The sequence below is a fragment of the Lacrimispora indolis DSM 755 genome, from assembly GCF_000526995.1.
In the GTDB taxonomy this organism is placed as follows: Bacteria; Bacillota; Clostridia; order Lachnospirales; family Lachnospiraceae; genus Lacrimispora; species Lacrimispora indolis.
The window spans coordinates 1,405,281-1,430,886 of the sequence record NZ_AZUI01000001.1 but is presented as its reverse complement, the minus strand read 5'-3'; the positions used below and the strand labels follow the sequence as shown (position 1 = coordinate 1,430,886).

The 25,606-nt window shown below is 45.9% G+C and carries 26 protein-coding genes; 16 read left to right on the top strand and 10 right to left on the bottom strand.

Annotation, left to right across the window (positions count from 1 at the left end; all coding sequences use genetic code 11):
- Positions 1 to 5 precede the first annotated feature (5 nt).
- Entirely contained in the window at positions 6 to 1,340 is a 1,335-nt protein-coding gene (gene dnaB / locus K401_RS0106835) for a replicative DNA helicase (protein ID WP_024292259.1), read from the top strand.
- Positions 1,341 to 1,785: 445 nt separating this feature from the next.
- Positions 1,786 to 2,445, top strand: coding sequence for a helix-turn-helix domain-containing protein (locus tag K401_RS0106830; RefSeq protein WP_024292258.1), 660 nt, complete (start codon positions 1,786 to 1,788; stop codon positions 2,443 to 2,445).
- Positions 2,446 to 2,549: 104 nt separating this feature from the next.
- Here K401_RS0106830 and K401_RS0106825 read toward each other — a convergent pair whose 3' ends face one another.
- The 6 genes from K401_RS0106825 to pflB all read right to left on the bottom strand — a co-directional run bounded on the left by K401_RS0106825 (position 2,550) and on the right by pflB (position 7,194).
- Positions 2,550 to 3,263 (bottom strand): gamma-glutamyl-gamma-aminobutyrate hydrolase family protein, encoded by a 714-nt coding sequence (locus K401_RS0106825; RefSeq protein ID WP_024292257.1) that lies wholly within the window; start codon positions 3,261 to 3,263, stop codon positions 2,550 to 2,552.
- A 177-nt stretch (positions 3,264 to 3,440) separates the two neighbouring features.
- Positions 3,441 to 3,611, bottom strand: a complete 171-nt coding sequence (fdxA, locus tag K401_RS0106820; RefSeq protein WP_024292256.1) for a 4Fe-4S ferredoxin — start codon at positions 3,609 to 3,611, stop codon at positions 3,441 to 3,443.
- 89 nt (positions 3,612 to 3,700) lie between these two features.
- Positions 3,701 to 4,474 carry a pyruvate formate-lyase-activating protein gene (gene pflA, locus K401_RS0106815; protein WP_024292255.1) on the bottom strand — a complete coding sequence of 258 codons (774 nt, stop codon included), beginning with the start codon at positions 4,472 to 4,474 and terminating at the stop codon, positions 3,701 to 3,703.
- Between the two features lie 24 nt (positions 4,475 to 4,498).
- A complete protein-coding gene (gene grcA3, locus K401_RS0106810; protein WP_024292254.1) occupies positions 4,499 to 4,744 on the bottom strand; it encodes an autonomous glycyl radical cofactor GrcA3 in 246 nt (81 codons plus the stop codon).
- A gap of 21 nt (positions 4,745 to 4,765) precedes the next feature.
- Entirely contained in the window at positions 4,766 to 5,041 is a 276-nt protein-coding gene (locus tag K401_RS0106805) for a hypothetical protein (protein WP_024292253.1), read from the bottom strand.
- A 92-nt stretch (positions 5,042 to 5,133) separates the two neighbouring features.
- Positions 5,134 to 7,194, bottom strand: a complete 2,061-nt coding sequence (pflB, locus tag K401_RS0106800; protein WP_024292252.1) for a formate C-acetyltransferase — start codon at positions 7,192 to 7,194, stop codon at positions 5,134 to 5,136.
- A gap of 253 nt (positions 7,195 to 7,447) precedes the next feature.
- Between pflB and K401_RS0106795 the strand changes: the two genes are divergently transcribed.
- On the top strand, positions 7,448 to 7,648 hold the full coding sequence (locus K401_RS0106795; RefSeq protein WP_024292251.1) for a DUF1858 domain-containing protein: 201 nt from the start codon (positions 7,448 to 7,450) through the stop codon (positions 7,646 to 7,648).
- A 72-nt stretch (positions 7,649 to 7,720) separates the two neighbouring features.
- On the opposite strand, the gene K401_RS0106790 is transcribed toward K401_RS0106795, so the two are convergent.
- Complete coding sequence (locus K401_RS0106790; protein WP_024292250.1) at positions 7,721 to 8,593, bottom strand: AraC family transcriptional regulator; 873 nt, start codon at positions 8,591 to 8,593, stop codon at positions 7,721 to 7,723.
- Between the two features lie 124 nt (positions 8,594 to 8,717).
- Entirely contained in the window at positions 8,718 to 10,040 is a 1,323-nt protein-coding gene (locus K401_RS0106785; protein ID WP_024292249.1) for an alpha-glucosidase/alpha-galactosidase, read from the bottom strand.
- A 117-nt stretch (positions 10,041 to 10,157) separates the two neighbouring features.
- Between K401_RS0106785 and K401_RS0106780 the strand changes: the two genes are divergently transcribed.
- The 12 genes from K401_RS0106780 to K401_RS0106725 all read left to right on the top strand — a co-directional run bounded on the left by K401_RS0106780 (position 10,158) and on the right by K401_RS0106725 (position 23,347).
- The gene (locus tag K401_RS0106780) at positions 10,158 to 10,955 is read left to right on the top strand and encodes an AraC family transcriptional regulator (protein ID WP_027352541.1); all 798 of its coding nucleotides are present in this window, start codon (positions 10,158 to 10,160) and stop codon (positions 10,953 to 10,955) included.
- Positions 10,956 to 11,108: 153 nt separating this feature from the next.
- Positions 11,109 to 12,446 (top strand): ABC transporter substrate-binding protein, encoded by a 1,338-nt coding sequence (locus K401_RS0106775; RefSeq protein ID WP_024292247.1) that lies wholly within the window; start codon positions 11,109 to 11,111, stop codon positions 12,444 to 12,446.
- Positions 12,447 to 12,551: 105 nt separating this feature from the next.
- A complete protein-coding gene (locus K401_RS0106770) occupies positions 12,552 to 13,457 on the top strand; it encodes a carbohydrate ABC transporter permease (protein ID WP_024292246.1) in 906 nt (301 codons plus the stop codon).
- Between the two features lie 12 nt (positions 13,458 to 13,469).
- The gene (locus K401_RS0106765) at positions 13,470 to 14,300 is read left to right on the top strand and encodes a carbohydrate ABC transporter permease (RefSeq protein WP_024292245.1); all 831 of its coding nucleotides are present in this window, start codon (positions 13,470 to 13,472) and stop codon (positions 14,298 to 14,300) included.
- 13 nt (positions 14,301 to 14,313) lie between these two features.
- Positions 14,314 to 16,530: an alpha-galactosidase gene (locus tag K401_RS0106760; RefSeq protein WP_024292244.1), complete on the top strand. Its 2,217-nt coding sequence runs from the start codon at positions 14,314 to 14,316 to the stop codon at positions 16,528 to 16,530.
- Between the two features lie 163 nt (positions 16,531 to 16,693).
- A complete protein-coding gene (locus K401_RS0106755) occupies positions 16,694 to 17,377 on the top strand; it encodes a helix-turn-helix transcriptional regulator (RefSeq protein WP_024292243.1) in 684 nt (227 codons plus the stop codon).
- 200 nt (positions 17,378 to 17,577) lie between these two features.
- Complete coding sequence (locus K401_RS0106750) at positions 17,578 to 18,792, top strand: dicarboxylate/amino acid:cation symporter (RefSeq protein WP_024292242.1); 1,215 nt, start codon at positions 17,578 to 17,580, stop codon at positions 18,790 to 18,792.
- Between the two features lie 27 nt (positions 18,793 to 18,819).
- Complete coding sequence (sdaAB, locus tag K401_RS0106745) at positions 18,820 to 19,488, top strand: L-serine ammonia-lyase, iron-sulfur-dependent subunit beta (protein ID WP_024292241.1); 669 nt, start codon at positions 18,820 to 18,822, stop codon at positions 19,486 to 19,488.
- A 9-nt stretch (positions 19,489 to 19,497) separates the two neighbouring features.
- On the top strand, positions 19,498 to 20,373 hold the full coding sequence (gene sdaAA, locus K401_RS0106740) for an L-serine ammonia-lyase, iron-sulfur-dependent, subunit alpha (protein WP_024292240.1): 876 nt from the start codon (positions 19,498 to 19,500) through the stop codon (positions 20,371 to 20,373).
- A gap of 156 nt (positions 20,374 to 20,529) precedes the next feature.
- Complete coding sequence (locus K401_RS0106735) at positions 20,530 to 20,979, top strand: MarR family winged helix-turn-helix transcriptional regulator (protein ID WP_024292239.1); 450 nt, start codon at positions 20,530 to 20,532, stop codon at positions 20,977 to 20,979.
- A 7-nt stretch (positions 20,980 to 20,986) separates the two neighbouring features.
- Positions 20,987 to 22,375: an MATE family efflux transporter gene (locus K401_RS0106730; protein ID WP_024292238.1), complete on the top strand. Its 1,389-nt coding sequence runs from the start codon at positions 20,987 to 20,989 to the stop codon at positions 22,373 to 22,375.
- 81 nt (positions 22,376 to 22,456) lie between these two features.
- A complete protein-coding gene (locus K401_RS0106725) occupies positions 22,457 to 23,347 on the top strand; it encodes an alpha/beta hydrolase fold domain-containing protein (RefSeq protein ID WP_024292237.1) in 891 nt (296 codons plus the stop codon).
- A 77-nt stretch (positions 23,348 to 23,424) separates the two neighbouring features.
- Here the strand turns inward: K401_RS0106725 and K401_RS0106720 are convergent, their stop codons facing one another.
- Both K401_RS0106720 and K401_RS0106715 read right to left on the bottom strand, forming a co-directional pair.
- A complete protein-coding gene (locus tag K401_RS0106720; protein ID WP_024292236.1) occupies positions 23,425 to 24,144 on the bottom strand; it encodes an adaptor protein MecA in 720 nt (239 codons plus the stop codon).
- A 512-nt stretch (positions 24,145 to 24,656) separates the two neighbouring features.
- Positions 24,657 to 25,058, bottom strand: a complete 402-nt coding sequence (locus tag K401_RS0106715; protein WP_024292235.1) for a pyridoxamine 5'-phosphate oxidase family protein — start codon at positions 25,056 to 25,058, stop codon at positions 24,657 to 24,659.
- 138 nt (positions 25,059 to 25,196) lie between these two features.
- Between K401_RS0106715 and K401_RS0106710 the strand changes: the two genes are divergently transcribed.
- Positions 25,197 to 25,547 carry a winged helix-turn-helix transcriptional regulator gene (locus K401_RS0106710; protein ID WP_024292234.1) on the top strand — a complete coding sequence of 117 codons (351 nt, stop codon included), beginning with the start codon at positions 25,197 to 25,199 and terminating at the stop codon, positions 25,545 to 25,547.
- The last annotated feature ends 59 nt before the right edge of the window (positions 25,548 to 25,606 follow it).

Genomic DNA, 25,606 nt, shown 5'->3' with positions numbered 1-25,606 from the left:
TGAACATGGATGATGCCCTGATCAAACGGGTGCTTCCTCACAGCATTGAGGCAGAGCAATCCGTCATCGGTTCCATGCTGATGGACCGGGATGCGATCATCACGGCTTCCGAGATCGTTACAGCAGGAGATTTTTACCAGCACCAGTATGGCATCATGTTTGAGGCCATGCTGGAGCTTTTTAATGAGAATTTACCAGTGGATCTGGTGACGCTTCAAAACCGTTTAAAGGAGAAGGATGTCCCTCCCGAGGTTTCAAGCCTGGACTTTGTAAGGGATATCATCACCACGGTTCCAACATCCGCCAATATAAAGTCTTATGCAAATATTGTGCAGAACAAAGCCGTCCTGCGGCGGCTTATTAAGGCAAACGAAGACATTGCAAACACCTGTTACGCAGGAAAGGAATCCCTGGAGACCATTCTTGCCACCACGGAAAAAACTATATTTGACCTGCTTCAGAACCGCAGCTCCGGAGATTTCGTACCCATCCGCCAGGTTGCCATGAACGTTCTGGAAAAGATCGAAGAGGCCTCTAAAAATCAGGGAACCGTGACCGGAATCCCCACAGGCTTTATTGATCTGGATTACAAGACTTCCGGTCTGCAGCCTTCCGATTTCATCCTCATCGCAGCCCGCCCTTCCATGGGTAAGACGGCTTTCGTACTGAACCTGGTAGACCATATTGCGGTAAAAAAAGGCCTGCCCAGCATGGTATTCAGCCTTGAGATGTCAAAGGAACAGCTGGTAAACCGTATGCTTGCCATGGAATCCAACGTAGATTCCCAGAAGCTCAGAACCGGAACCTTATCCGATTCCGACTGGGATGCCGTAGTGGAAGGAATCGGAGTCATCGGAAATTCCAAGCTGATCATCGACGATACTCCTGGAATTTCTATTGGAGAACTGCGTTCCAAATGCCGAAAGATGAAGCTGGAACATGGTCTTAGCGTAGTCATCATCGACTACCTTCAGCTGATGAGCGGAAGCGGAAAAGGCGGCGATAACCGTCAGCAGGAGATCTCAGAAATTTCCAGATCCCTTAAAGGCCTGGCAAGAGAGCTAAGCGCTCCCGTAATCGCCCTATCACAGTTAAGCCGTGCCTGTGAAACAAGGCAAGACCACCGGCCTATGCTTTCCGACCTTCGAGAGTCCGGGGCGATTGAGCAGGATGCCGATGTGGTTATGTTTTTGTATCGTGATGATTATTATAATAAGGATACCGATATGCCGAATATTGCGGAAGTAATAATTGCTAAACAGAGAAATGGTCCTATCGGAACAGTAAACCTGGTCTGGAGGCCAGAGTATACAAAGTTCGCAAACATGGCCAAGCAATGAGCAGGATAGAAACAGAGGGACCCCTTGCCCCGGAAAAACAAACTTGTTTGCTTTTCCGGGGCAAGGGGTCCCTCTGTTTCTATGGGGCGAATGCCCCCCATCTGGGAGAATGGATTGCTCCTCAAATCCATTCTCCCAGATGGCCCCTGCGGGCTCGAAGTATATCCAAAGCATACCCCGCCGGATTCCAGCAAGCGCCTATATTCTCAATGCTCCCCTCAGCATTCTCAAAGCCTCCCGCCTATATTCTCAAACACCCCCCACCCCCTCAAATCTCCCCCACTAAACTCCCTTCTCCATCATTCCCCATCCCTCCCCCATTCAAATATTTTCTCAATTCCCTTATAAAATTTTCCAATTCCCATTCATAATCCCTTCGAATCCCGCATATGATATAAATAGTAAGGTTATGAAAACTAAACGAACCAAAGGAGAGGATATAGCTATGGCTGAGATACATTACTTAATATCGGATGCATCGAAGAAGGTCGATGTGGAGTCTCATGTCCTTAGATACTGGGAGGACGAGCTGGAGTTAAAAATTCCCAGAAATGAGATGGGGCACCGGTATTACACTGAAGCACACATCCGTTTATTCAAGCAGATCAAAGACTTAAAGGAGAAGGGATATCAGTTAAAAGCCATTAAGACAGCGCTTGATAAGGTTATTGAGGACGGCAGGGATCCTGTCATACCAGATGAATTATTAGAGGGACAGGTTGCTCAGGAATTAAAAGACAGTGCAATATCTGGTACGGAGGACGGGACAGGCCTGGAGGTACAGACATCGGCGCCGATTTCCGTTGCCCATGAAAAAATGGAGCAGTTTCAGGAGATCATGAACCATATCATTGGACGGGCCTTAGAAGTAAATAATGAGCAGTTAAGCCAGGATGTAAGCAGCCTGGTTAATGACAAGGTCATTAAAGAGATGGAATATTTAATGAATTTAAAAGAAGAAAAAGAGGAAGAGCGGTTCAAGCAGTTGGACGAGCTTATGCGTTCGTATCAGAAAGATAACAAAGGGCGTGCGGAAGCTGCCGCTTCCAAGATCCCATTTTTTAACCGTAAAAAGAAGTTCGGACGAAATGGAAAAAAGTTATAAAACCACACTACTTTCAGATAATTAGAGCTGCCAAAAGGGCTCAGGCAAAGGAATCCGCAGCTGCCGCTGAAAGTGGAAACTGCGGATTTTTTACGTATATAAAGTCATTCTTTGCAGGCTTCTACAAACGTCTGAAACAGTCGGAACGCCTCTTCATTCTTTTCCCATAGATATTCCGGATGCCATTGAACTCCGATAAAAAAGGGATAGCCAGGCATTTCAAGGGCTTCGATCAAATGATCGGTCGAGTAAGCAGAAGCAATAAGCCCTGGAGCAATGTCTTTGACTGCCTGATGGTGCATGCTGTTGACCTTTAAAGAGGAGCACCCCGATATCCTGGCAAGAAGGCTGCCCTTGGTTAGGGAAACCGTATGGCATGGCATATCATAATGAAACGGCTGGGAGTGGGCGAGAGGAAAATCCCGTTTCACCTGGGAGGGAATATCCTGCCAGATATTTCCCCCAAGCGCGATATTTAAGACCTGGATACCCCGGCAGATTCCAAGCACAGGCTTTCTAAGTTCCATGATCATGGGAAGCAGGGAAATTTCCATCTGGTCCCTGGCCGGGGATACATTGCCGCAGTGCTCCTGTGTCTCTTCTCCAAAAAGGAAGGGGTGGACATCGGGACCGCCTGTGAACAGAAATCCGTCCAGTTCCTGGGAAAGCTGCTTTAAATCCTCTTCTGAGGCATCTAAGGGCATTATGACCGGGATTGCTCCCGCAGCTTTTAATGCCCGCATATAAGTAGGACGCGCCTTCACATCACCGCTCTCAATATCATGGGCAGGGGTCAGGCCGATCAGTGGTTTTCTCATACTAGAAATGTCCTTTCCTTATTAAAGGCTGAAAGAACAACATCTTTCAACCTTAGATTTGCGAATCAGCTGGATGTGCAGCCATATCCGCTTGATTCATTAGTATGCAAATATGAAGAATGTGATGATATAACAAAATGCCTCTTCCCGAAGGAAGAGGCATTTATGTATCCATAATTATGCTTCAGAAATAGCTCCTGTTGGACAGACACCTTCACAAGCACCACAATCGATACAACTATCTGCATCAATAACAAACTGAGAATCACCCTGGCTGATAGCGCTTACTGGGCACTCAGCTTCACAGCTTCCGCAGCTAACGCAAGCGTCACTAATAACACGTGCCATGATAAATTACCTCCTTATAATCTATAGATTTTTCTATATTTTATACTATTAATAAGAATTATTCAAGTAGTAAATGGTACAATTATTGTTTAATTTTGGGAGCAATACCGGTCGGGGATCCCTGTGCGGACATCCCTGATTCCGCTTAAGATGATCTTCTTGGCGGCAACGGCTCCTTCTCTGGACATGGGAGGGGTATCCTTTAAAGGGTAGTCCAGACCCATGCTTTCGTATTTCACCTTACCCATGTCGTGATAGGGCAGGACATCAAGAGCCTTGACGTTTTTAAGTCCGCCGATGAAGCGTCCCAGCCTGTATAAGTCAGGGGCCTGGTCCGTGATCTGAGGCACTGCCACGTGGCGGACCCACACCGGAATATCCCGGTCGCTTAAGTAACTGGCAAAATCCAGGATATTTCCATTGGAATGCCCTGTAAGCGTTTGGTGCTTTGTGTCGTCAATGTGCTTGATATCCAGCATGACTAGATCGGTTAGGTCCAGAAGCCGGTCTATTTTTTTCAAATAATCCGGATCATTCCTGTGGAACGTGACGCCTGAGGTATCAAGACAGGTATGGATGTCTTTCTTTTTTGCAGCTTCAAAAAGCTCTGTCACAAAATCCAGCTGCATAAGGGGTTCCCCGCCGGTGGCAGTTATGCCGCCGCCCCGGTAGAAACTCCGGGACGACTCATACTGCGTTAACAGTTCTTCTGCCGTCATAGGCGTGCCGCCTGCCATTTTCCAGGTGTCCGGATTGTGGCAGTACTGGCAGCGCATGGGACAGCCCTGTAAAAAGATCACCATGCGCACACCCGGTCCGTCAACGGTGCCGAAGCTTTCAATGGAATGAATATATCCTGTCATGCACATCGCCTTCTTTGTCTTTTATTACATGTTGCTGTGGAACGTACGGGAGATTACCTCATCCTGCTGTTCCTTTGTCAGTTTGATAAAATTCACTGCATAACCGGACACCCGTACGGTAAGCTGTGGGTAATTCTCCGGATGCTTCTGGGCATCCAAAAGGGTGTCGCGGGTGAACACATTGACATTTAAGTGGTGTCCGCCTTCTTCTACATAACCATCCAATAAATTTACAAGGTTGTTGATTTGAGATTCGCTGATATTTGCCATATTATGATCCTCCTCTTGTGCTTAATAAGTGTCTTCCATAAACAGCCGGTTGCTTTCCGGGTCTTCATTATCAGTATCAGTGTCCATGCCCTCAAACAGGGTGGGCACTCTGCAGGCGGAATTTCCATCTGCACAATCCGTGGAACTCATAGTTGTAACTGATTTTGCCATTGTTTTATCGGTGCTTACGGTACCGTCCTCCGATACGCGGATGTTCATATGACCAACCTTTTCGGTCATAAACTGATCCAGCATGGAGACGATTTCGTCAATCTGTTTTTCCTTTGGGTCTGCCATAACAGCCACTCCTTATTTTCATATACTGACGAATCAAGGGGATATGCGGACATATCCAGTTGATTTACAAACTTAAGTTTAAAAGATGATTTTTATATTTGATCATCGTTAAGAGCCAGTTCTAAATCTACCTCTAAATCGCCTGTGAAAATCTGATCTTCCTTGCCAAGGGCACCTGGTACGATGGAGAAGGTATTGGAGATGCCATCCTGGGCATCTTTAAACGGAAGCTTTGCCACTGACGCCAGAGAGGCGACAGCGCCGTGGGTATCCCGATGGTGCATGGGATTTGCACCCGGTGCAAAGGCTTCTCCTTTCTTACGTCCGTCAGGAGTTGCTCCTGTATTCTTACCGTATACCACATTGGATGTGATTGTCAGGATCGAGGTAGTTGGAATGCCGCCGCGGTAGGTGTGGTTTCCTTTTACATAGTTCATGAAGGTGTGGACCAGTTCGTTTGCAATCTGGTCTACCCGGTCATCGTTATTGCCGTATTTCGGGAAGTCTCCCTCTACAATGTAGTCAGTAACGATTCCGTTTTCATCCCGCAGGGTCTTTACCTTGGCATATTTGATTGCGGATAAAGAGTCGGCCACAACGGAAAGCCCGGCGATTCCGGTGGCAAACCAGCGGGTCACCTTTTTATCGTGAAGAGCCATCTGAATGCGCTCGTAGCTGTATTTGTCATGCATATAGTGGATGATGTTCAAGGTGTTTACATAAACTCTTGCAAGCCATCTCATCATATCCTTATAGGCTTCCATTACCTCATCGTAATCCAGATATTCGGAAGTGATTGGGCGGTATTTGGGGCCTACCTGCTTTTTGGAGACTTCATCAATGCCTCCGTTAATGGCGTACAGCAGGCACTTTGCAAGATTGGCCCGTGCGCCGAAGAACTGCATTTCTTTACCGACCCTCATGGAAGATACGCAGCATGCAATGGCATAATCATCTCCGTGGGTCACTCTCATTAAGTCGTCATTTTCATACTGAATGGATGAGGACTCAATGGAGGTCTTGGCGCAGAAGCGCTTAAAGTTTTCAGGAAGCTTTGTGGACCAGAGAACGGTTAAGTTGGGTTCCGGAGCGGTTCCTAAGTTCTTAAGGGTGTGAAGGTAACGGAAGGAAGTCTTGGTCACCAGATGGCGTCCGTCGATGCCCACTCCTCCGATGGATTCTGTTACCCAGGTAGGATCACCGGAGAACAGCTCGTTGTATTCCGGTGTGCGGGCGAATTTGACTAAGCGGAGCTTCATGATGAAGTGGTCCACAAACTCCTGGATATCCTCCTCGGTAAAGGTTCCTTCCTCTAAATCTCTTTGAGCGTAAGCATCTATAAAGGTAGAGGTGCGGCCTAAGGACATGGCAGCTCCATTCTGTTCCTTGACAGCGGCAAGGTAGGCGAAATACATCCACTGGATGGCTTCTTTTACATTGGCGGCTGGCCTGGAAATATCAAATCCATAGATGCTTCCCAGTTTTTTCAGTTCCTTAAGGGCGCGGATCTGTTCGGAAAGCTCTTCCCTTTCCCGGATTACATCAGAGTACATAATGGTACGGGTGGTTACCTTCTGTTCTTCCTTATCCTCGATCAGCCGGTCAATTCCGTAAAGGGCCACTCGGCGGTAATCACCGATGATGCGTCCCCGGCCGTAAGCGTCGGGAAGACCTGTGATGATGTGGTTGGAACGGCAGTCCCTCATTTCCTGGGTGTAAGCGTCAAAAACTCCGGCATTGTGTGTCTTTCTGTGAATCATAAAAAATTCCTTGACTTCAGGATCAATGGTGTAGCCATTATCCGCACAGGATTTTTCTGCCATACGGATGCCGCCGTAAGGCTGTAAGGAACGCTTAAATGGCTTATCGGTCTGAAAGCCTACGATGGTTTCTTTCTCTTTATTTAAATATCCCGGGCCGTGGGAGGTGATGGTAGAGATGATCTTTGTATCCATATCCAGCACGCCGCCGGCGTCCCGTTCCTGTCTGGATAAATCCATGACCTGTGCCCAAAGTTCATTTGTTGCTGCAGTCGGCCCGGCAAGGAAGGTATCATCGCCGTCATAGGGAGTGTAATTCTTCTGTATAAAGTCCCTGACGTTGATCTCCCGTTCCCAAACACCGCCTGTGAAAGCTCTCCATTCTGTTCGCATAGTATTGTACCTCCGTAAGATCTATTGTATAAGTGGTAATTATTAATGAGTGCCATCAAAGATTATAATTCATACAATCTTTGTATGAATACATTATATATGAATACTGTATACAATGTCAAGAGCCCTTAATGAGAAAAATTCATTAGAAAAGGTGACGAATGAAAAAAGAGGAATTTAGTCCTTGCTAATCACAGGGAAAAGTATTATATTAGAAAGACAGTAAATACAATTTTTTAAGGAGGAATACAAGATGCAGATCCAAAAGGATATGTTAATAGGCGCATTGCTTGAGATGGACGAGAACATTGCACCTATGTTAATGCGCGCAGGTATGCATTGCCTCGGCTGTCCGGCATCTCAGGGCGAATCCCTGGAAGAAGCCTGCCAGGTTCATGGAATAGACTGTGATGTTCTGGTTTCACAGATTAATGAAGTGTTGGAAGAACGATAGAATATGTTACAGGAGGCAGTCCTTCAGGACTAGCCTCCTGTTTTTTATGCAGATAACGAGCCGGGCGATTGATTATGGCTGCCGTTTTTCATCTCTGTAATGTTTAGGGCTGACGCCGAATTCCTGCTTGAATATTTTGGAAAAGGTCAAAGGGTTATGATATCCGATGCCTGTGGCGATTTCCTGAATGGACAAGGTTGTGGTAGCCAGTTGATTGGCGGCGATGCCCAGGCGGAATCTCATTAAATATTCCTGAGGTGAAACGTGAAGCTGCTTTTTAAAGATCGAGGTTAAATAAGAGCGGTTGATCCCGATGTAGTCTGCAATATCCTGAACCTTGATCCTGTCGTAGTTCAGCTTGATATACTGAAGGGCATAATCCACGTAAGTATCAATGGAATAATCGTACTGGTTCTTCTTAATGGTTCTTATGGTGTTCTGCATTTCGATCAGAGTGGACAGGATCTCATATAAGTATCCTACCCGCTTGATCTCATTGGCAAAGGTCAGCTCGCTGGTATCCAGGATCTTGTGTATCATGGGAAGATAGAGCTGGTTAGGGATCTGGGAATGGATGGAAGGAAGCTGGGCAGATAAGCCTGCGTAGCTTAAATAGGCATCCGCCATTTCCCCGTCAAAGGTGATCCACATGTATTCCCAGGGGTTTTTATGGTCTGCGTTATAAAGAACGGGATGGCCCTTGGGAATGAGAAAAATGTCATCGGTCTTTAACTCATACCGTTTTCCGTCAATTTCCAGGGTACCTGCGCCGCCCAGAACAAAGTGAAGGTGATTTTCATTTGGAATCTTGTGATCGTAGGTGTATTCCGGAGGACACTGCTGGATTCCGCAGTGGACCAGGTACAGATCATTGGTCTGCCGCTTGATGTTTCGTAAGCAGCGGAAGCCGGCTACGTTTTTATAAGTGGTTTGTTTTTCGCTCAAAAATATACCCCCTCAAAATGGTGAAAGACCCTGTCAGACGATCCGCTTTTTTTAGGATGTTTGATAGGGTCAAGTATACAGGCAGCAAACGTAATTTGCAAATGAAAGTTCCTGGAGATATCTTTTAACGGTACATGTTCATGTAGCCGCCGTGGGCTGCAATGAGCTCATCTACCATGGAGCGGATATCCTTTATGTTTAGCTCGGCAGCAGTGTGTGGATCCAGCATGGCTGCCTGGTAAATGGTTTTTATGTCTCTGTTGTGAGCTGCTTCAATTGTGAGAAGCTGGGGATTGATGTTTGTCATGTTCATGGCTGCAAGCTGAGTGGGGATGCGTCCCACGTGGCAGGGGGTGATGCCGCTTCCGTCCACAAGGCATGGCACTTCCACACAGGCGTCAGACGGAAGATTGTCGATCAGCCCGTGGTTTAAAACGCTTGCGCCGATCTTATAGGGCTTGTTGGTCAGAATTGCTTCCATAATATAGGAGGCGTATTCATGGGAACGGGTATGGGTGATCTCGCCGTTATTTAAGATGGAATTCTTTTCTGCCTCCCATTCGTTGATCTGCTTGATGCAGCGTCTGGGATACTCGTCCAGGGGGATCTGGAATTCTTCGATCATATCCGGATATCTGGATTTTATAAACAATGGATTATATTCGGCATTGTGTTCGCTGGATTCCGTACAATAATAGCCTAAATGGTTAATGTACTCATAGCGGACCATATCCTTATGCTTTTCTGTCTTGTTTTTCTCAATGGCTTTCTGTCTGATGATGGGGTAGAGGTCGTTTCCATCCCTGTCATTAAGCTTTAAAAGCCAGGCCATATGGTTGATCCCAGCGATCAGCTCTGTTCTTCCCTCCAGCTTATCCTCCATATTAAGTCCCTTTAATAAGGTTTCTGAGCATACCTGGACGCTGTGGCATAAGCCGATGGTTTTAATGGATGTATAGCGCTGCATGTAACCGGTCAGAATTGCCATTGGGTTGGTGTAATTTAAAAAATATGCATCAGGGCAAACCTCTTCCATATCTCTGGCGAAATCTTCCATAACGGGAATGGTCCTTAAGCCCCTCATAATGCCGCCGATTCCAAGGGTGTCTGCAATGGTTTGCTTTAAGCCGTATTTCTTAGGAATTTCAAAATCCGTTATGGTGCAGGGATCGTATCCTCCCACCTGAATGGCATTCACCACAAAGGTGGCACCTGCCAGGGCTTCCTTCCGGTTTTCCACTCCCAGATAGGTCTTTATGCCGGCCTGTCCCTGATTCACATTTTTGTTGATTGCATTCAGGATCAGTTCCGAATCCGCAAGCCGGACCGGGTCAATGTCGTAAAGAGCGATCACAGCATCTTTAAGCACTGGGGTGCACATGCAGTCACCCAGGACATTTCTGGCAAATATCGTGCTTCCAGCCCCCATAAAAGTTATTTTTACCATGTTCCTTCCTCCTTGTTTTCCTTGTCTGTCTTATGAGGATATTGTATAATTACAGCAGGAAAAAAGATAGGATGTTTGTTTCATGAAATTGTCGTTTTGTTGTATGGAGGGATTAATATGAATCAGTCGGCAAGGGGGTTGACCATTTATTACTGCGGCCGTGAGCATTGTGCATCCGGTCACTTTTTCGGTCCTGCAATACGAAAACATTACCTGATGCATGTGGTGCTGGGAGGAAAAGGCATTTACAGGACAGGAGGAAAGGAATACGCTTTAAAGGAAGGGGACGCATTTTTAATCAAGCCCCAGGAGGTGACTTATTATCAGGCTGATAAGGACGAGCCATGGGAATACGCCTGGGCGGCCTTTGCAGGAGCAGAAGCCGAGCGGCTTTTAACCGATTACTGCCAGGAGGAAAACGGGTATGTTTATCATTTTGGTCTTGAGGATGAATGGCGTACCTATATGGAAGGGCTGGTGGCCGCTTTTCAAAGCGGAGGACATAATATGGATGAAATGGCTGGGTATCTTTATCTGCTGTTTTCCCGGTTTCCTAAGGAAGAAAAGGAAGGGGGAGAGTATGAGCAGAGCTATTTGTCCCGGGCCGAAGCGTATATCCGCCATAATTACAGCTATCCTATTCAGATCGGGGATATAGCAAACTATGTAGGGATTGACCGTACCTATTTGTACAGGCTTTTTATAAAATACAAAGGGATCTCCCCAAAGCATTATTTAACAGCCTACCGGATCATGGAGGCCAAGCGTTTGCTGGAGGATACCGGCCTTAGCGTAACGGAAACCGGTTTGTCCTGTGGGTTTCACGATGCTTCGGTTTTTTGCAAGAGTTTTCTTCAGACAGAGGGAAAGTCACCCCTTCAGTATAGAAAGGGAATGAGGGAAGAAGTTCGGTAAATATAACAAAACACCATGTACCTGTCACATTAGTCTATGTAATATAGATGAAAAATGGTTTATAATCAACATTGGTAAAAGAAAAATACACAAAAAAAGGTTGTATACTCAGTTTTAACTATATAAACTGACTAATCAAAGGGAGGTAGCAAAATGAAACGGAAATGGTGGTTTACGGCGGCAATGGCAGCGGTTATGGCAGCAGCACTGGTTGGCTGCGGAAGCAACGCCGGAAAGGAGACTGCTCCTGCAAGCTCAGGGGAAACAAAGCAGGAAGCAGAAAGCTCCAGTGAGTCAGGAAATGCCGGGGCACAGGGAACTCTGACAGTTGCCATCTGGGATAAAAACCAGGAGCCGGGACTGACAGAAATCATGAAGGACTTTACAAATGAAACAGGAATCAAGACACAGATCCAGGTAACTCCTTGGGAGCAGTACTGGACCATGCTGGAGGCAGGAGCCACCGGAGGATCTCTTCCAGATGTTTTCTGGATGCATTCCAATGAGATCGCAAGGTACTCTGAATATGAAATGCTTTTGAACTTAACGGACCGGATCAAGGATAGCAAGACCCTGGAAATGGATAAATTCCCCAAGGATATCGTGCAGATCTATAATTGGGAAGGTACAAAGCAGTATGCGGTGCCAAAGGATATCGACACCATTGCTCTCTGGTACAATAAGACCATGTTTGACGAAGCAGGAATCCCCTATCCTGACAAGGACTGGACCTGGAACGATTTTGCAGAGGCAGCAAAAAAACTGACCAAGTCCGACGGAAGCCAGTATGGATTTGCCTTAAGGCCAACCAATGACCAGGCAGGCTGGAACAATATCGTTTACGATATGGGCGGTTATGTGATCAGCGAGGATAAGAAATCATCCGGTTTTGACCAGCCGGGAACCATCAAGGCGTTAACGTTCATAACAGACTTAATGAAAGAGGGATATGCTCCTCCATACGAAGTGATGGCGGAGAATACGGAGGAAGCTTTGTTTGAAGCAGGCAAGGTAGCCATGATCACCGCAGGTTCCTGGATGCTTCCGGAGCTTTGCAACAATGATTATGTAAAGGCAAACTGTGATATCGCAATGCTTCCGAAAGATGCTGAGACGGGAAAGAGAATCTCCATTTACAATGGACTTGGCTGGGCAGCTTCCGCCAATACCGGCATGCCTGAGGAAGCATGGAAGCTTATTGAATATATGGGATCAAAGGCAGCACAGCAGAAGCAGTCTGACCTTGGAATCGTTATCTCTGCCTATGAAGGAACAACGGATAACTGGATCAAGGCATATCAGGGCTTTAACCTTCAGGCATACTTGGATATGATGGGTGATCTGGTGATCAGGCCATACTCCAAATCAACGGTTGCATGGAACAATATGAGCCATGAAAAATTGATTGATGCATGGACCGGTGCCAAGAGTGTGGAAGATGTCTGCAAGGACATTGCTCAGGAAATGAATGCCATGCTGGCACAAGAATAGGAAGGGCTGGGGAGGCAGGCTGTAAAGCGCCTCCCCTTTTTAATCGAATCAAGCAGCGAAGCGGATCGGGAATATCCGCTTTTCAAAGAAATACGGAGGGTCTGCATGAATAAAAAATCAAAGGTATCAAGGCGGGCGAGAAGTGAATTTTTATGGGGATGGATGTTTTTGCTGCCCACCATGGCGGGTCTTATCATTTTAAACATCATCCCAATTTTCCAGACCATTTACCAGAGCTTTTTCAAAACAGGAGCTTTTGGAAAAGGCAATGTATTTATCGGGCTTGACAATTACCGTAAGCTTTTCAGTGACGGGACCGTATGGCAGGCTTTGTGGAACACGTGTAAATATGCTGTGGTGGAAGTGCCCTTTTCCATTGCCATTGCCCTTGTGATAGCCGTCTTTTTAAACGGAAAGATCCGGGGACGATCCATCTGGAGGACCATTTATTTCCTGCCCATGGTGGCGGCTCCCGCTGCGGTGGCCATGGTCTGGCGGTGGCTTTATAACTCGGAGTTCGGACTCCTTAACCATTTGCTGCGGGCGATTGGCCTTCCCGGAGTGAACTGGATCTCCAATCCTAATATTGCATTCATCTCTGTGGCTGTGGTCGGGATCTGGTCTGTGATCGGTTACAATATGGTTCTTTTCTTTGCAGGCCTTCAGGAAATACCCAGGGATTATTATGAGGCGGCGCAGATTGACGGGGCGGATGGTATCAGCCAGTTCTTTACCATTACACTGCCTTTAATATCCCCAACCATGTTTTTCGTGACTGTGACCAGGGTTATTGGGGCAATGCAGGTGTTTGACAGCATTTATATGATGATGGGCAGAAACAATCCGGCTCTGGGAAGGACCCAGTCCCTGGTGTATCTTTTCTATAAATATTCCTTTATTGAGGGAAACAAGGGCTACGGCTCTTCCATTGTCATGCTGCTGCTTTTTGTGATCCTTCTGATCACGGTGATTCAGATGATCTGCCAGAAAAAATGGGTGAATTATAGCTAGGAGAGGAGAACTATGAATAAGAATACAAAAATCAGATCAGGTATCGTTTACTTAATCCTTATCATAGGGTCCGCCATCATGCTGGTACCCTTTTTATGGATGTTTTTAACAGCCTTTAAAAGCACATCTGAGGCCACCCAGATGAATCCCTTCATCATTTTTCCGACAGTATGGAGGAAAGAAGCATTCTTATCTGTGGTGAGTAAAATGAACTTTTTTAGGCTGTACTGGAACACGCTTCTGCTCATCGTGGAACGAGTCATTTGTGCGGTGCTCACCGCTACTATGGCTGGATATGCTTTCGGACGCCTTAATTTTAAAGGAAAGAATCTGGCTTTTTCCCTGGTTCTTTTCCAGATGATGGTGCCATCCCAGATCTTTATCATCCCCCAGTACTTAATGGTGAGTAAGCTTGGAATGTTAAACACTTCATTTGGACTGCTTTTCCCAGGACTTGTGACGGCCTTTGGTACATTCCTCCTAAGGCAGGCTTATATGGGGCTTCCGGCTTCTTTGGAGGAAGCGGCCAGACTGGATGGCTGCAATATCGGCCAGACCTTTCTCTATGTGATGGCTCCCCTTACGAAATCTTCCATGGTGGCTCTGGGCATTTTTACCGCTCTGTTTGCATTTAAAGAGCTGATGTGGCCTCTGGTCGTTAACACAGAGCAGAACACAATGCCCTTATCCGCTGCCCTTGCAAAGCTGCAGGGACAGTTTGAAACAAACTATCCGGAGCTTATGGCAGCATCCTTGCTGGCCTGTATTCCAATGATTATCATATATCTTATATTCCAGAAGCAGTTTATAGAAGGAATTGCTACATCCGGAGGAAAATTATAAAAGGAGTCGACTTATGCCTATCATTTATCATGAACAAGCAAATCAGTTTCACCTGTATAATCAGTCCGTGAGCTATATCATCCAGATCATGGCCAATGGACAGCTGGGAAATCTGTATTATGGGAAACGCATTACGGACAGGGAGTCCTATGCATATCTTCTTGAGACAGGGGAGCGCTCTCACGCAGCCATCACCTGTCCGGAACCGGTGAGTCTTTGTTTACAGTATACAAAGCAGGAATATCCGGCTTATGGAACAGGGGATTACCGGTACGGTGCCTGCATTGTCAGACAGGAGAATGGCAGCAGGATCAGCAGCTTCACCTATGTGTCCCATAAAATCTTTGGGGGAAAACGGTCCATAGAACCTCTTCCTGCCACCTATGTGGAAGAGGAGAAAGAGGCCGTTACCCTGGAGGTCACCCTTCGTGATGAGGTGTTGGGTACGGACCTGATCCTTTCCTATACCATTTATGAAGAACTGCCGGTCATCACAAGGCATGCCCGTTTTGATCACCGGGGCAAGGAGGAGATCGTCCTTCTGACCGCAATGAGCGGAGCGGTGGACTTACCGGATTGTGATTACGAGATGATCCAGCTTTCAGGGGCATGGTCCAGAGAGCGGTATTTGAAGAGGCGTGTCCTGGAACAGGGAATCCAGTCCATTTACAGCATGAGAGGAATCAGCAGTGCAGAGCATAATCCATTTCTGGCTCTGGCGAGAAAAGAGACTACGGAAAAAAGCGGCCAGGTATACGGCTTCAGCCTTGTGTACAGCGGAAGCTTCTTAGGACAGGTGGAGGTCTGCACCCATGATACCACCCGGGTGCTCTTTGGGATCCATCCGGATACCTTTGAATGGCCTTTGAAAACAGGGGAATCTTTTCAGACTCCGGAGCTTGTGATGGTGTATTCGGACCAGGGACTTTCCCATATGAGCCAGATGTTCCACCGTTTATACAGGACCCGGCTTGCAAGGGGATATTGGAGGGACAGGGAAAGACCTGTGCTTTTAAATAACTGGGAAGCCACCTACATGGATTTCAACGAAGAAAAGATCCTTGACATTGCACAGAAGGCGAAGGAAACCGGAGTGGAGCTGTTTGTCCTGGATGACGGGTGGTTTGGGGAGCGCAACGACGACTACAGAGCTTTGGGAGACTGGTATGTGAACAAGGAAAAGCTTCCGGAGGGGATTTCCGGGCTGTCGGAGAAGATCGAGGCTCTGGGTTTAAAATTCGGTTTGTGGATCGAACCGGAAATGGTCAATAAGAACAGCCGTTTTTACGAGGCCCATCCGGACTGGATCCTGTCCGCTCCCGGACGCTATGAAACCCCCAGCAGAAACCAGCATGTCCTTGATTTTTCAAGGAAAAAAGTGGTTGATGCGGTTTATGGCATGTTAAAAGAGATCATTGGTAATGCCAGGATTTCCTATATTAAATGGGATATGAACCGGTATTTAACGGAATGTTATTCCAAAGGGACTCTCCCTGAGAGCCAGGGAATGGTGATGCATAAATTTATCCTGGGAGTCTATGACTTATATACCAGGTTTACCAGGGATTTTCCGAAGATCTTATTTGAATCCTGTGCCAGCGGAGGGGCCAGGTTTGATCCTGGAATGCTTTACTTTGCTCCCCAGGCATGGTGCAGCGACAATACTGATGCAATGGACCGGCTGAAGATCCAGTACGGGACCAGTATGGTCTATCCCATATCCAGCATCGGAGCCCATGTTTCCGCAGTTCCAAACCATCAGGTACACAGGATCACGCCTTTGGAATCAAGGGGAAATGCGGCAATTTTCGGAGCTTTTGGATATGAACTGGATTTAAATAAACTGACCTCCGAGGAAATAGAGGTGGTTAAACAGCAGATCGTTTGCTACAAAAAGTACCGGAAGCTTTTGCACCAGGGTACATTTTACCGGCTTAAGAGTCCTTTTGAAGGGAATGACACAGCCTGGATCACGGTGTCAGAGGACATGGAACAGGCAGTTGGCGCCTATTTTCAGGTCCTGAATCCAGTCAATGCCGGCTGGCTCAGACTGAGGCTTCAGGGCCTTTGCCAGGAAATGCTGTATCAGGTTTCCCTGCCTGGGATGACCGGCGAATATTTTGGAAGTGAGCTTATGTACGCCGGTATTCCCATTGACAGAGGACGCCTGTTAAAGGAGACAGGAGATTTTGCCTCTTTCCTCTTTTTTGTTAAGAAAAAACAGGAATAAGAAAAATAGTCCGGTCAGGCGTTGACCGGACTATTTTAATGTAATAAATTACATTATCTTTAAGAACCTTTCTTTATTTTATTGAAAAAAATTTTACAGCATGTTATAATGCCTTAAAAATAATGCATTATTCCTCAAAAACTGAACATAGGGGATGATTACAATGAAGGATTATAATGTACACTTAACACTGATTGACAGAATTATACTGGATTCCTATAAGATCATGCTGGAAGGGCTGGCGGATTATCTGGGGGGAGGCTATGAGATGGTACTTCATAGTCTGGAGGATACGGAACATTCCGTCATAAAGATCATCAATGGACACCATACAGGACGCGCGGAAGGAATGCCGATTACGGACCTGGCTCTTCAGATGCTGGAAGAAATCGAAAAAGATGGCGAAAAGAGCTATATTTCCTATTTCACCAAGAACAAAAAAGAAGAACCATTAAAATCCTCTACCATTGTAGTGCGCGGGGAGGAGGGGAGGATTATCGGACTTTTATGTATCAATTTTTATTTGAATACAGGTTTATCCGATATCCTGTCCAGCTATTTTCCCCAAATATCCTCACATTCCCTGGTTAAATCCGAAACTTTTGCAAATAATCTGGATGAATTAATTCTCAGCAAAGTCAAAGAGGTTCGGAAAACCGTAATGGAAGATGATGGAATACTTCCGTCTCTTAAAAACAAGGAGATCATTAACTCTTTGCACCAACAGGGGGTTTTTACCCTGAAAGATGCGGTTGTAAAGGTGGCTGATTACCTGGGGATTTCTAAAAACACCGTATATATGCACATTCGGAATGCGGGGGTAATTACAGAAAAGAGAAATGAATAAACATTAATACAGCAAAACCTGATGCAAAGAAAAATCCTGCAGTCATTTGTGCAATATTACAAAGAAACTGCGGGATTTTTGTTTGATTATTAGAAAAATATAATGACATTGCAATCTTTATAAATTTATGATAAAATAAATTACATCAAAAAAATAAAATAAATAAAATTTATTTTACTCATCGAAAGGAAGGTATTGATATGGAGGAAAGTAAAAAGAGTAAGAAGGGACTGGGGCTGGTACCAAGGCTGATTATTGCAATTATCATTGGTATTTTGATCGGAATGTATTGTCCAAGCTTTGTAACTTCAATATTGATCACTATATCAGATTTGTTTAAGCAGTTTTTAATGTTTATCATTCCGCTTATGGTAGTAGCTTTTGTTACAATGGGAATTGCAGACTTATCTCAGGGAGCAGGAAAGCTGCTGGCGTTTACCGCGGCAATTTCTTATGCTTCCACGCTGCTGGCTGGAAGTGCAGCTTATGCGGTTGCCAGTACGTTTTTCCCCTCTTTTGTGAATGAAGAGGTAGTAGCGAAAGTTGCATCTGCAAGTGATAAGGCCATCAGCGGATATTTCTCTCTGGCCATCACTCCGCTGCTTGAAACAACAGCCGCTGTTGTACTTGCCTTTGTACTGGGCGTATGCATCAGCACCATGCGGGGCAAAGAGATCGGGGATACCTTGTATAATGTGATCAAAGACTTTGCTGAGATTATTACAAAAGTACTGGGCCGTGTGATTATTCCGCTTCTTCCTTTATATATCTGCGGAACTTTTGCCAAGATGACATATCAGGGAACCACCTTTGCAATTATGTCCGTGCTTTGGAAGGTATTCCTGATCGTAATACTTCTTCATTTGATCTATTTGCTTGTAGCCTTTACCTTTGCAGGCATAATGACAAAACGAAATCCTGTCACCATGCTGAAAAACCAGCTGCCAGGTTACTTAACCGCAATCGGTACACAGTCTTCTGCGGCAACCATTCCGGTTAACATCAAGTGTGCGGAAAGTAATGGCATTTCAGAAGAAATCCGTAATTTCGTAATTCCGCTGTGCGCTAACATTCATATGGCAGGTTCCATGATCACCATTACCTGCTGTGTGACCGCGACCCTGCTTATTTACGGCATGCCTCATGGCTTCCTTACCATATTTCCATTTATCTGTGTGCTGGGAGTAGCCCTGGTTGCATCTCCGGGAGCTCCGGGAGGTTCCATCTTTACGGCGACACCGTTCTTCCCCATTGTTGGAATACCGGCAGTGGGTGATATTGCCAGCCTTCTTCAGGCAATGTATATTGCACAGGACAGCTTCGGAACTGCTTGTAACGTATCAGGAGATAATGCAATCAGTGCATTGGTTGATATGTATTACCACAAATATATTAAAAAAGATAACTTACAATAAGGTGACTGGGAAAGGAGAAGACCGTTTATGCCGTCTATCAGTATTTTTGATGTAATCGGCCCCAATATGGTAGGGCCATCCAGTTCCCATACCGCGGGTGCTGTGGCGATTGCTCTTCTGGTTAAAAAGATGTTCAACGGGCCGATCAAAGAGGTGGAATTTGTTTTGTATGGTTCTTTTGCAAAGACCTACAAAGGCCATGGGACCGACCGTGCGCTTCTTGGAGGCATCCTGGGATTTGAGACTTATGACTTAAGGATTAAAAATTCCTTTCAGCTGGCGGATGAATGTGGACTGAAGTATTCCTTCCGTGTGGATGAAAAAGAAACAGAGGTGCATCCAAATACAGTAGAGATTCATGTAACTGGAGAAGAGGCCGGAACCATGTCGGTCCGCGGAGTCTCGTTAGGAGGAGGTAAGGTAAAAATTGTCAGGATCAACGGAATTGATGTAGACTTTACCGGAGAATATTCCACACTGGTCATACGGCATTTGGACTATCCGGGCATGGTGGCCTATATTGCAACCAGTTTAAGTGAGCGCAATGTAAATATTGCTTTCATGCGATTGTTCCGGGAACGGAAAGGGGCAACCGCTTACTCTGTGGTAGAATCTGATGAGGAGATTCCCCAGGAATTGTTGGAAAAGCTGCGGGAACATCCGAAAGTAGAAGATGTTATGCTTATTCAGGTTTAGGAGGCTTTTATGGATTTTATATCAGGAAATGAATTGCTGAAATTATGTGAGGAAAATCAATGCCGGATCTCAGAAGTGATGAAGGAACGTGAAGCCAGTGAGTTCGGCGCCGGTTCTGAAGAGACCATCAGCCGGATGAAGGAAGCTTACCGGATTATGAAAGAATCCTGCCATAAGCCCTTAGATGAACCTGTGATTTCCATTGGCGGACTGATCGGGGGAGAATCTGCAAAGGTACGGGACAGAAGGAGATCAGGAAAATCCATATGCGGGAGCATGCTGTCCAAGGCGATTACCTATTCACTTGCTGTCTTGGAGGTGAATGCTTCTATGGGACTTATTGTGGCGGCGCCTACAGCCGGAAGCTCCGGAGTGCTGCCCGGGCTGCTCCTTGCCCTGGAAGAAGAATTTTCCCTGGGCAGTGATCAGATCATAGATGGCCTTTTTACGGCAAGTGCGGTTGGTTATCTGTTCATGAGGAATGCGACCGTGGCCGGAGCACAGGCCGGCTGTCAGGCCGAAGTCGGTGCGGCTTCCGCAATGGCAGCGGCAGCGGCGACGGAAATTATGGGCGGTACGCCGCAGCAGTGCATGGATGCAGCTTCCTCTGCCTTAGTAAATCTTTTAGGTCTGGTCTGCGACCCGGTAGCCGGCCTGGTGGAATATCCCTGCCAGAACCGCAATGTTCTGGGTGCTGCCAATGCACTGGTATGTGCAGAAATGGCATTGTCAGGAGTCAAACAGTTCATACCCTTTGACCAGATGCTGGACACCATGATGGCGGTGGGGCGCTCCATTCCATTTGAATTAAGGGAAACTTCACTTGGCGGCTGTGCGGTTACAGAGGCTGCCTGCGGGAAGGCCTGTGAGATTTTTAAATCATAGTAAATTTATTATGAACAGCGGTACCGGTAATGCAAAACCGGTACCGCTTTTTGTTTTTCTGGATGAAAAAAATAGTTGCGGGTGCAACCATTTTATGATATGCTGATTATCACCCTAAAAAGTGTAATTCGCCCTTATGGCTTGGAGGTGGAACGCATGAACGAGCACAGGGAAATCGGGAAATATATCTCGATTCTCCAAAGACTGAATAATATGTACTTTGCAAATCAATTATCCTTTTATCAGATAGGCTGTGGACAACAGTTTTTTTTATTGCAGATTTATAAAAATCCGGGCATGAGCCTCCATGAACTGGCTTCCTATGGCCAATATGATAAAGCGACTGCCACCCGCGCGGTGAAGAAGCTGGAAGAAGAGGGGTATGTCCTGACGGAAATGGCAAAAGAGGACAAGCGCATCCGAAGGATTTATGTTACGGACAAGGCGGCGGCTGTAGTGGAAAAAACTCTGGAGAGTGTAAATGAATGGGCGGATATTGTATTAAAGGGGTTTACTAAGGAAGAACGTGAAGCAGCGGAGCAAATGCTCATCCGCATGGCCTGCAATGCCCGCGATCACATTGTGGAACAGAAAGGAAAGGAATAGAGATTTTATGGAACAAGACAGGATAAGACAGGGGGAAAATCCCCTGGGATATAAGCCAATAGGGCATTTGCTGCTGCAGTTTGCACTTCCAGCAATTGTTTCCATGCTGGTAAATTCAATTTACAACATTGTGGACCAGATTTTCATCGGACAGGGCATCGGATATCTGGGAAATGCGGCCACCACCATTGCATTTCCCATTGTCACGATTATTTTGGCCATATCTACCCTGCTGGGAGCGGGGGGAAGCGCCTATGCGGCCATTAAGCTGGGGGAAAAGAATGAGGAGGCGGCGGACAAGACTCTTGGAACCGTTTTCCTGGTGACCCTGGCAGCCAGTGTCCTGGTCATGGCTGTGGCCTTTCCCCTTATGACACCTATGTTAAAGGTTTTTGGGGCGACCGAGAACACTATGGAATATGCGAGGCAGTACACCTCCGTCATACTGTTAGGAACTCCGTTTAACATGCTTTCTGTGGTGCTGAGCAATATGGCAAGGACCGATGGGAATCCTGCTTTGTCCATGTACGCCATATTAGTAGGCGCTGTTTTGAATACCATTTTGGATCCTATTTATATCTTTGTATTCCATTGGGGTGTGACCGGTGCGGCCATAGCTACCATCACCTCTCAGATTATATCAGCAGTTGTCCTGGTGCTGTACTTTATGTACAGGGGAAAACATATGCGCCTCAATAAAAAAGGCATGCGCATTGATAAGGGTATTTGCCGGCTGGCTCTGCCCCTTGGGGTTTCCAGCGGTATCACCCAGATCGCGTCTACCATTTTACAGGTTGTCATGAACAATTCTCTGGTGTATTATGGAAACCGGACAGCCATTGGCGGCGATGTGGCTTTAAGCGCTATGGGCGTTGTGAATAAGATCGGAATGATACTCATTTCCATCTGTATCGGGATCGGTATCGGATCACAGCCCATACTTGGTTTTAACAAGGGAGCGAATCAGCCGGATCGTGTGAGAAGGACCTTTCTTCTGGCTGCCAGTGCGGCAACAGCGGTTTCCCTTATAGGCTGGCTTGCCTGTCAGCTGTTCCCCGGACAGATTTTAAGCCTGTTTGGAACTAAGGATGTAGAGTTCACCCAGTTTGCGATCCGCTGTCTGAAGATATATATGCTGGGAATTTTTTCGGCGGGCTTCCAGGTTGCGACCACCAGCTATTTTCAGTCAACGGGACAGCCTTTAAAGGCCTCTGTTTTATCCATGCTGCGCCAGCTTTTGCTGCTGATTCCGCTGATTCTAATCCTTCCCTTATCCTTTGGACTGGAAGGGATCTTATATGCAGGACCTGTGGCGGATATCACATCAATGGTCATTGTCAGTCAGTTTGTGGTGTATGAGCTGAAAAAATTAAACAGATTATGTAAGGCTTCGTAATGTGGAGGTTACAGTTCGTCTATGGAGAAACCATGGCTAAACTGTAACATGTGAAATACAGGGAAAGGAGAGATAAAAACCATGAGCATGAAAGCGGAAATGGCAAGGATTTCTGCAGGACTTAAAAAAGCGGACAAGAAAATGGCGCTTAAGCTGGAACAGCCGGTCAGAGGAAGGCCGGTGCTGACTCAGGAGCTGTTTACAAAAAGGGTGAGGGTCAGGGCCTGGAGCGTGGACGGCTTTCCTGCAGTCACCATAAACGGAAGCTATGCAAAGGCTGCCCATGTCCTCATGCTCCCGGGAGGGGCTTATACCCTGGAACCGTCGGAGCGTTACAGGGAAATGGCGGAGCATTTTGCCATAGAAAATCAGGTAAAGGTGACCATACCCCAGTGCCCTCTGGCCCCGGAGTTTACGGCATTGGATGTCCACCAGTATCTGGTCCGTGTATACAGCCGTCTTGTGGCGGAGTATCCGGAGGATGAGTTTTTCCTGTTTGGAGATTTTTCCGGCGGCGGCCTGGCTCTTTCATTTTTACAGGAACTGCGGGACATAGGGAATCTGCCCATGCCTGTGAAAACCGCCGTCATTTCTCCATGGCTTGATATCGCTCTTAACAACCCGAAAATAAAGATCGTGAAAAAAACAGATCCAATCCTTCCGGTGGAAGCTTTAAGAGAAGCCGGTGCCCGTTACCGTGGTCCCCTGGAACCGGATCATCCCTTTGTGTCTCCTCTTTATGGGAGTTGGGACAATCTGGGGCAGATTCTGGTATTTTCGGGGACAGAGGAGATTCTCACTCCGGATTGTGAGCTTTTGGCGGAAAAGGCGGGGAAACTGCAGGGAACAGAAATCATTTACAAAAAAGGGGCAAAAATGATCCATGACTGGATTTTGATCCCGTGCAAGGAAACTGATGCCACTTTGGAATTGATTTTTGCATTTTTTCTGGAAGAAGCTTCTGTATTTTAAAAATGAGGCTCGGCCCTTTTTGGGGGCCGAACCTCATTTTTTGATTTGTGATGAAGTACTATGAACAAAGGAACGGATTAAAGTTTTGCCAGAGACTGAAGGGCGTGGCCCTCAATCAGCACCTCGTAATGTTCCTTGTAGTACGCTTCGGAGGCGTAATCCTGACGAATCTTGGAACCATATTCTGCAAGCAGGTTGCAGATACGGCTGAAATCCAGAGATTTGTCTGGAGTATTTCTGATCACCAGATAATACTGTCTGGTATCAGGCTTTTTGTACAATGTATTCTCGCCATCGTAAACCTGTCCGATGGTCCGTGCAGCATCAGATATCTGATCCAGGCTTTGAAAACAATAGATTCTTATAGAGGAAGCACTTGATTGCTCTTTTGGCTGTTCTGTTTCCGGTTCTTCCTTTTTGTCAATACCCAACAGGTTTAACAGTCCGTCGGCGCCTTCCAGCAGTTCGCTTGCCAAGTCTCCTGGCATGGAATCCAGGTCTTCGTCAGCTGCTGGTGAAAATTTTGCAAACCTTGTATCTAATTCTTCCGGGTCTTCGATTTTTGTGATCACCAGCATCACACTTTCGTTGGACAACGGAATTGCTTCTACCATGAGAGGAATGTCTTCTGCTTCGAATCCCACTTCGTTAGAGGCTTTTTGAATCATCTCGCGGAACAGGTTACGGGCTTTTTCACTGCCATAAGCAAGCTCGCCTAAATTTAAGTTTCGGACGCTTAAATCAAAGCTTGTAAGCGTACAACGAATTTGATTTTCATTAATACGTTCTATCTTCATAGGATCACTTCCTGTTCTTTTTAAAATGGTAATGAATATTTACATACTTCCTCAACATAACTATACTATATAATATAGCGAAAAAGCAATTACTATGTGAAAAAATTTATATAATTTTAAGGTTTGTATGCTAAAAACCGGGTATCCTATTTGATTATTGGAATTTTTCGGTTTTATTTTTTGATATGATGCTGATTTAATATGATTTTTTGTAATTTTTCCGGAATCTCCGCGTGGCGGTTTTGAAGAAAATGTCTGAAAATATTATTGGCCAAATTGGCTGTACTGTTAATTTCTGCCGCTGCGGGGGACTGAGAAAATTTTTTATTAATAAGAGTTAAAATAAATTACGTCAGTATAGTATAATAAGGACAAATCTCAAAATCCGCATAAACAGAGGATTTGAGGTTTGTCCTTATGTTTTTTCTGATTTTTTCCGGGTTTTTACTAAAACCAAACCAGTCTCTCTTTATATATTAGCCATATAGGAGGCGGCTCATTGCTGTTTGCGGTTAAATGGTATAGGTCTTGGGACCGTCTGAATAGCTGAAAGTTTCTACTTCTTCTACATCTATGTAGAAAATCTCAAAAACGGGATTGTCGGGTGTTTTGTACAGACCTTTTATGCCTGGATTCTCATCCAGCGCACGGGCCTTTAAGGAGATATCGTCGACAAAGACCGCATTACCGTTCACAGACACAACCGGTGCAAAGTCGGCAGGGTAGGTACAGAAGGAAACATAGGGGTTGGCCTTGATCTGGTTGTAGACCGGTTTTTGGTTACTGGTGCAGAAATATACCTTGTTGCCGTCAGTAAACAAGTACTGGAAAACACGGGTTTTTACCTTATTTCCATCCTGGGTCGCCAGGACACCGTTGGGGTTCTCTTTTAAAACAGCTGCATAATCGATCATGATTGATCCTCCATTCTTTTACCGGCAAATTGTATTTTGCCTTGCTTTATGGTACAATTATAGTATGTGCATATAAAATTACAAGTACGATTTTTTAGTATAGTAGGTATCTATTTAGATAGTAATGGAGGATTTATCATGAAAAATGAAATTGAAAAGAAAGATCTGTTCGGTATCTGCCCGTATTTTACTTCTCAAAAGGTATTGAGCGGGAAATGGGCGCTGCTGATTCTTCACCATCTGGATGAGCAGACACTTCGTTTTAAAGAGCTGGAGCGTGAATTGGCTCCCATTACCCAGGCTACTCTTACAAAACAGCTGCGCAATCTGGAAGAACACGGCCTGATCACCCGCACCGTTTATAATACCATACCGCCAAAGGTGGAATATTCTTTGAGCGAGCTGGGCCGTGAATTCAGACCGGTATTGGACAGCCTGGAAAAATGGGGGGATTTATACATCGCTCATATGGAAGGGAAAGACGTTTAGAAGGTTTGATGTAAAATAGTCTCAACTTTGGTACATTCATTTTAGCATTACCTACCTTT

Bases quoted from the DNA above. Each gene is read 5' to 3' on its own strand.
- sdaAB (WP_024292241.1), top strand. From the start codon at position 18,820: ATGCCGTCTATCAGTATTTTTGATGTAATCGGCCCCAATATGGTAGGG.
- K401_RS0106830 (WP_024292258.1), top strand. From the start codon at position 1,786: ATGGCTGAGATACATTACTTAATATCGGATGCATCGAAGAAGGTCGAT.
- K401_RS0106750 (WP_024292242.1), top strand. From the start codon at position 17,578: ATGGAGGAAAGTAAAAAGAGTAAGAAGGGACTGGGGCTGGTACCAAGG.
- K401_RS0106780 (WP_027352541.1), top strand. From the start codon at position 10,158: ATGAATCAGTCGGCAAGGGGGTTGACCATTTATTACTGCGGCCGTGAG.
- K401_RS0106710 (WP_024292234.1), top strand. From the start codon at position 25,197: ATGAAAAATGAAATTGAAAAGAAAGATCTGTTCGGTATCTGCCCGTAT.
- K401_RS0106770 (WP_024292246.1), top strand. From the start codon at position 12,552: ATGAATAAAAAATCAAAGGTATCAAGGCGGGCGAGAAGTGAATTTTTA.
- K401_RS0106735 (WP_024292239.1), top strand. From the start codon at position 20,530: ATGAACGAGCACAGGGAAATCGGGAAATATATCTCGATTCTCCAAAGA.
- K401_RS0106760 (WP_024292244.1), top strand. From the start codon at position 14,314: ATGCCTATCATTTATCATGAACAAGCAAATCAGTTTCACCTGTATAAT.
- K401_RS0106755 (WP_024292243.1), top strand. From the start codon at position 16,694: ATGAAGGATTATAATGTACACTTAACACTGATTGACAGAATTATACTG.
- K401_RS0106785 (WP_024292249.1), bottom strand. From the start codon at position 10,040: ATGGTAAAAATAACTTTTATGGGGGCTGGAAGCACGATATTTGCCAGA.
- K401_RS0106715 (WP_024292235.1), bottom strand. From the start codon at position 25,058: ATGATCGATTATGCAGCTGTTTTAAAAGAGAACCCCAACGGTGTCCTG.
- K401_RS0106730 (WP_024292238.1), top strand. From the start codon at position 20,987: ATGGAACAAGACAGGATAAGACAGGGGGAAAATCCCCTGGGATATAAG.
- K401_RS0106720 (WP_024292236.1), bottom strand. From the start codon at position 24,144: ATGAAGATAGAACGTATTAATGAAAATCAAATTCGTTGTACGCTTACA.
- pflA (WP_024292255.1), bottom strand. From the start codon at position 4,474: ATGACAGGATATATTCATTCCATTGAAAGCTTCGGCACCGTTGACGGA.
- K401_RS0106775 (WP_024292247.1), top strand. From the start codon at position 11,109: ATGAAACGGAAATGGTGGTTTACGGCGGCAATGGCAGCGGTTATGGCA.
- sdaAA (WP_024292240.1), top strand. From the start codon at position 19,498: ATGGATTTTATATCAGGAAATGAATTGCTGAAATTATGTGAGGAAAAT.
- fdxA (WP_024292256.1), bottom strand. From the start codon at position 3,611: ATGGCACGTGTTATTAGTGACGCTTGCGTTAGCTGCGGAAGCTGTGAA.
- grcA3 (WP_024292254.1), bottom strand. From the start codon at position 4,744: ATGGCAAATATCAGCGAATCTCAAATCAACAACCTTGTAAATTTATTG.
- K401_RS0106825 (WP_024292257.1), bottom strand. From the start codon at position 3,263: ATGAGAAAACCACTGATCGGCCTGACCCCTGCCCATGATATTGAGAGC.
- K401_RS0106765 (WP_024292245.1), top strand. From the start codon at position 13,470: ATGAATAAGAATACAAAAATCAGATCAGGTATCGTTTACTTAATCCTT.
- dnaB (WP_024292259.1), top strand. From the start codon at position 6: ATGGATGATGCCCTGATCAAACGGGTGCTTCCTCACAGCATTGAGGCA.
- K401_RS0106725 (WP_024292237.1), top strand. From the start codon at position 22,457: ATGAGCATGAAAGCGGAAATGGCAAGGATTTCTGCAGGACTTAAAAAA.
- pflB (WP_024292252.1), bottom strand. From the start codon at position 7,194: ATGCGAACAGAATGGAGAGCTTTCACAGGCGGTGTTTGGGAACGGGAG.
- K401_RS0106805 (WP_024292253.1), bottom strand. From the start codon at position 5,041: ATGGCAGACCCAAAGGAAAAACAGATTGACGAAATCGTCTCCATGCTG.
- K401_RS0106795 (WP_024292251.1), top strand. From the start codon at position 7,448: ATGCAGATCCAAAAGGATATGTTAATAGGCGCATTGCTTGAGATGGAC.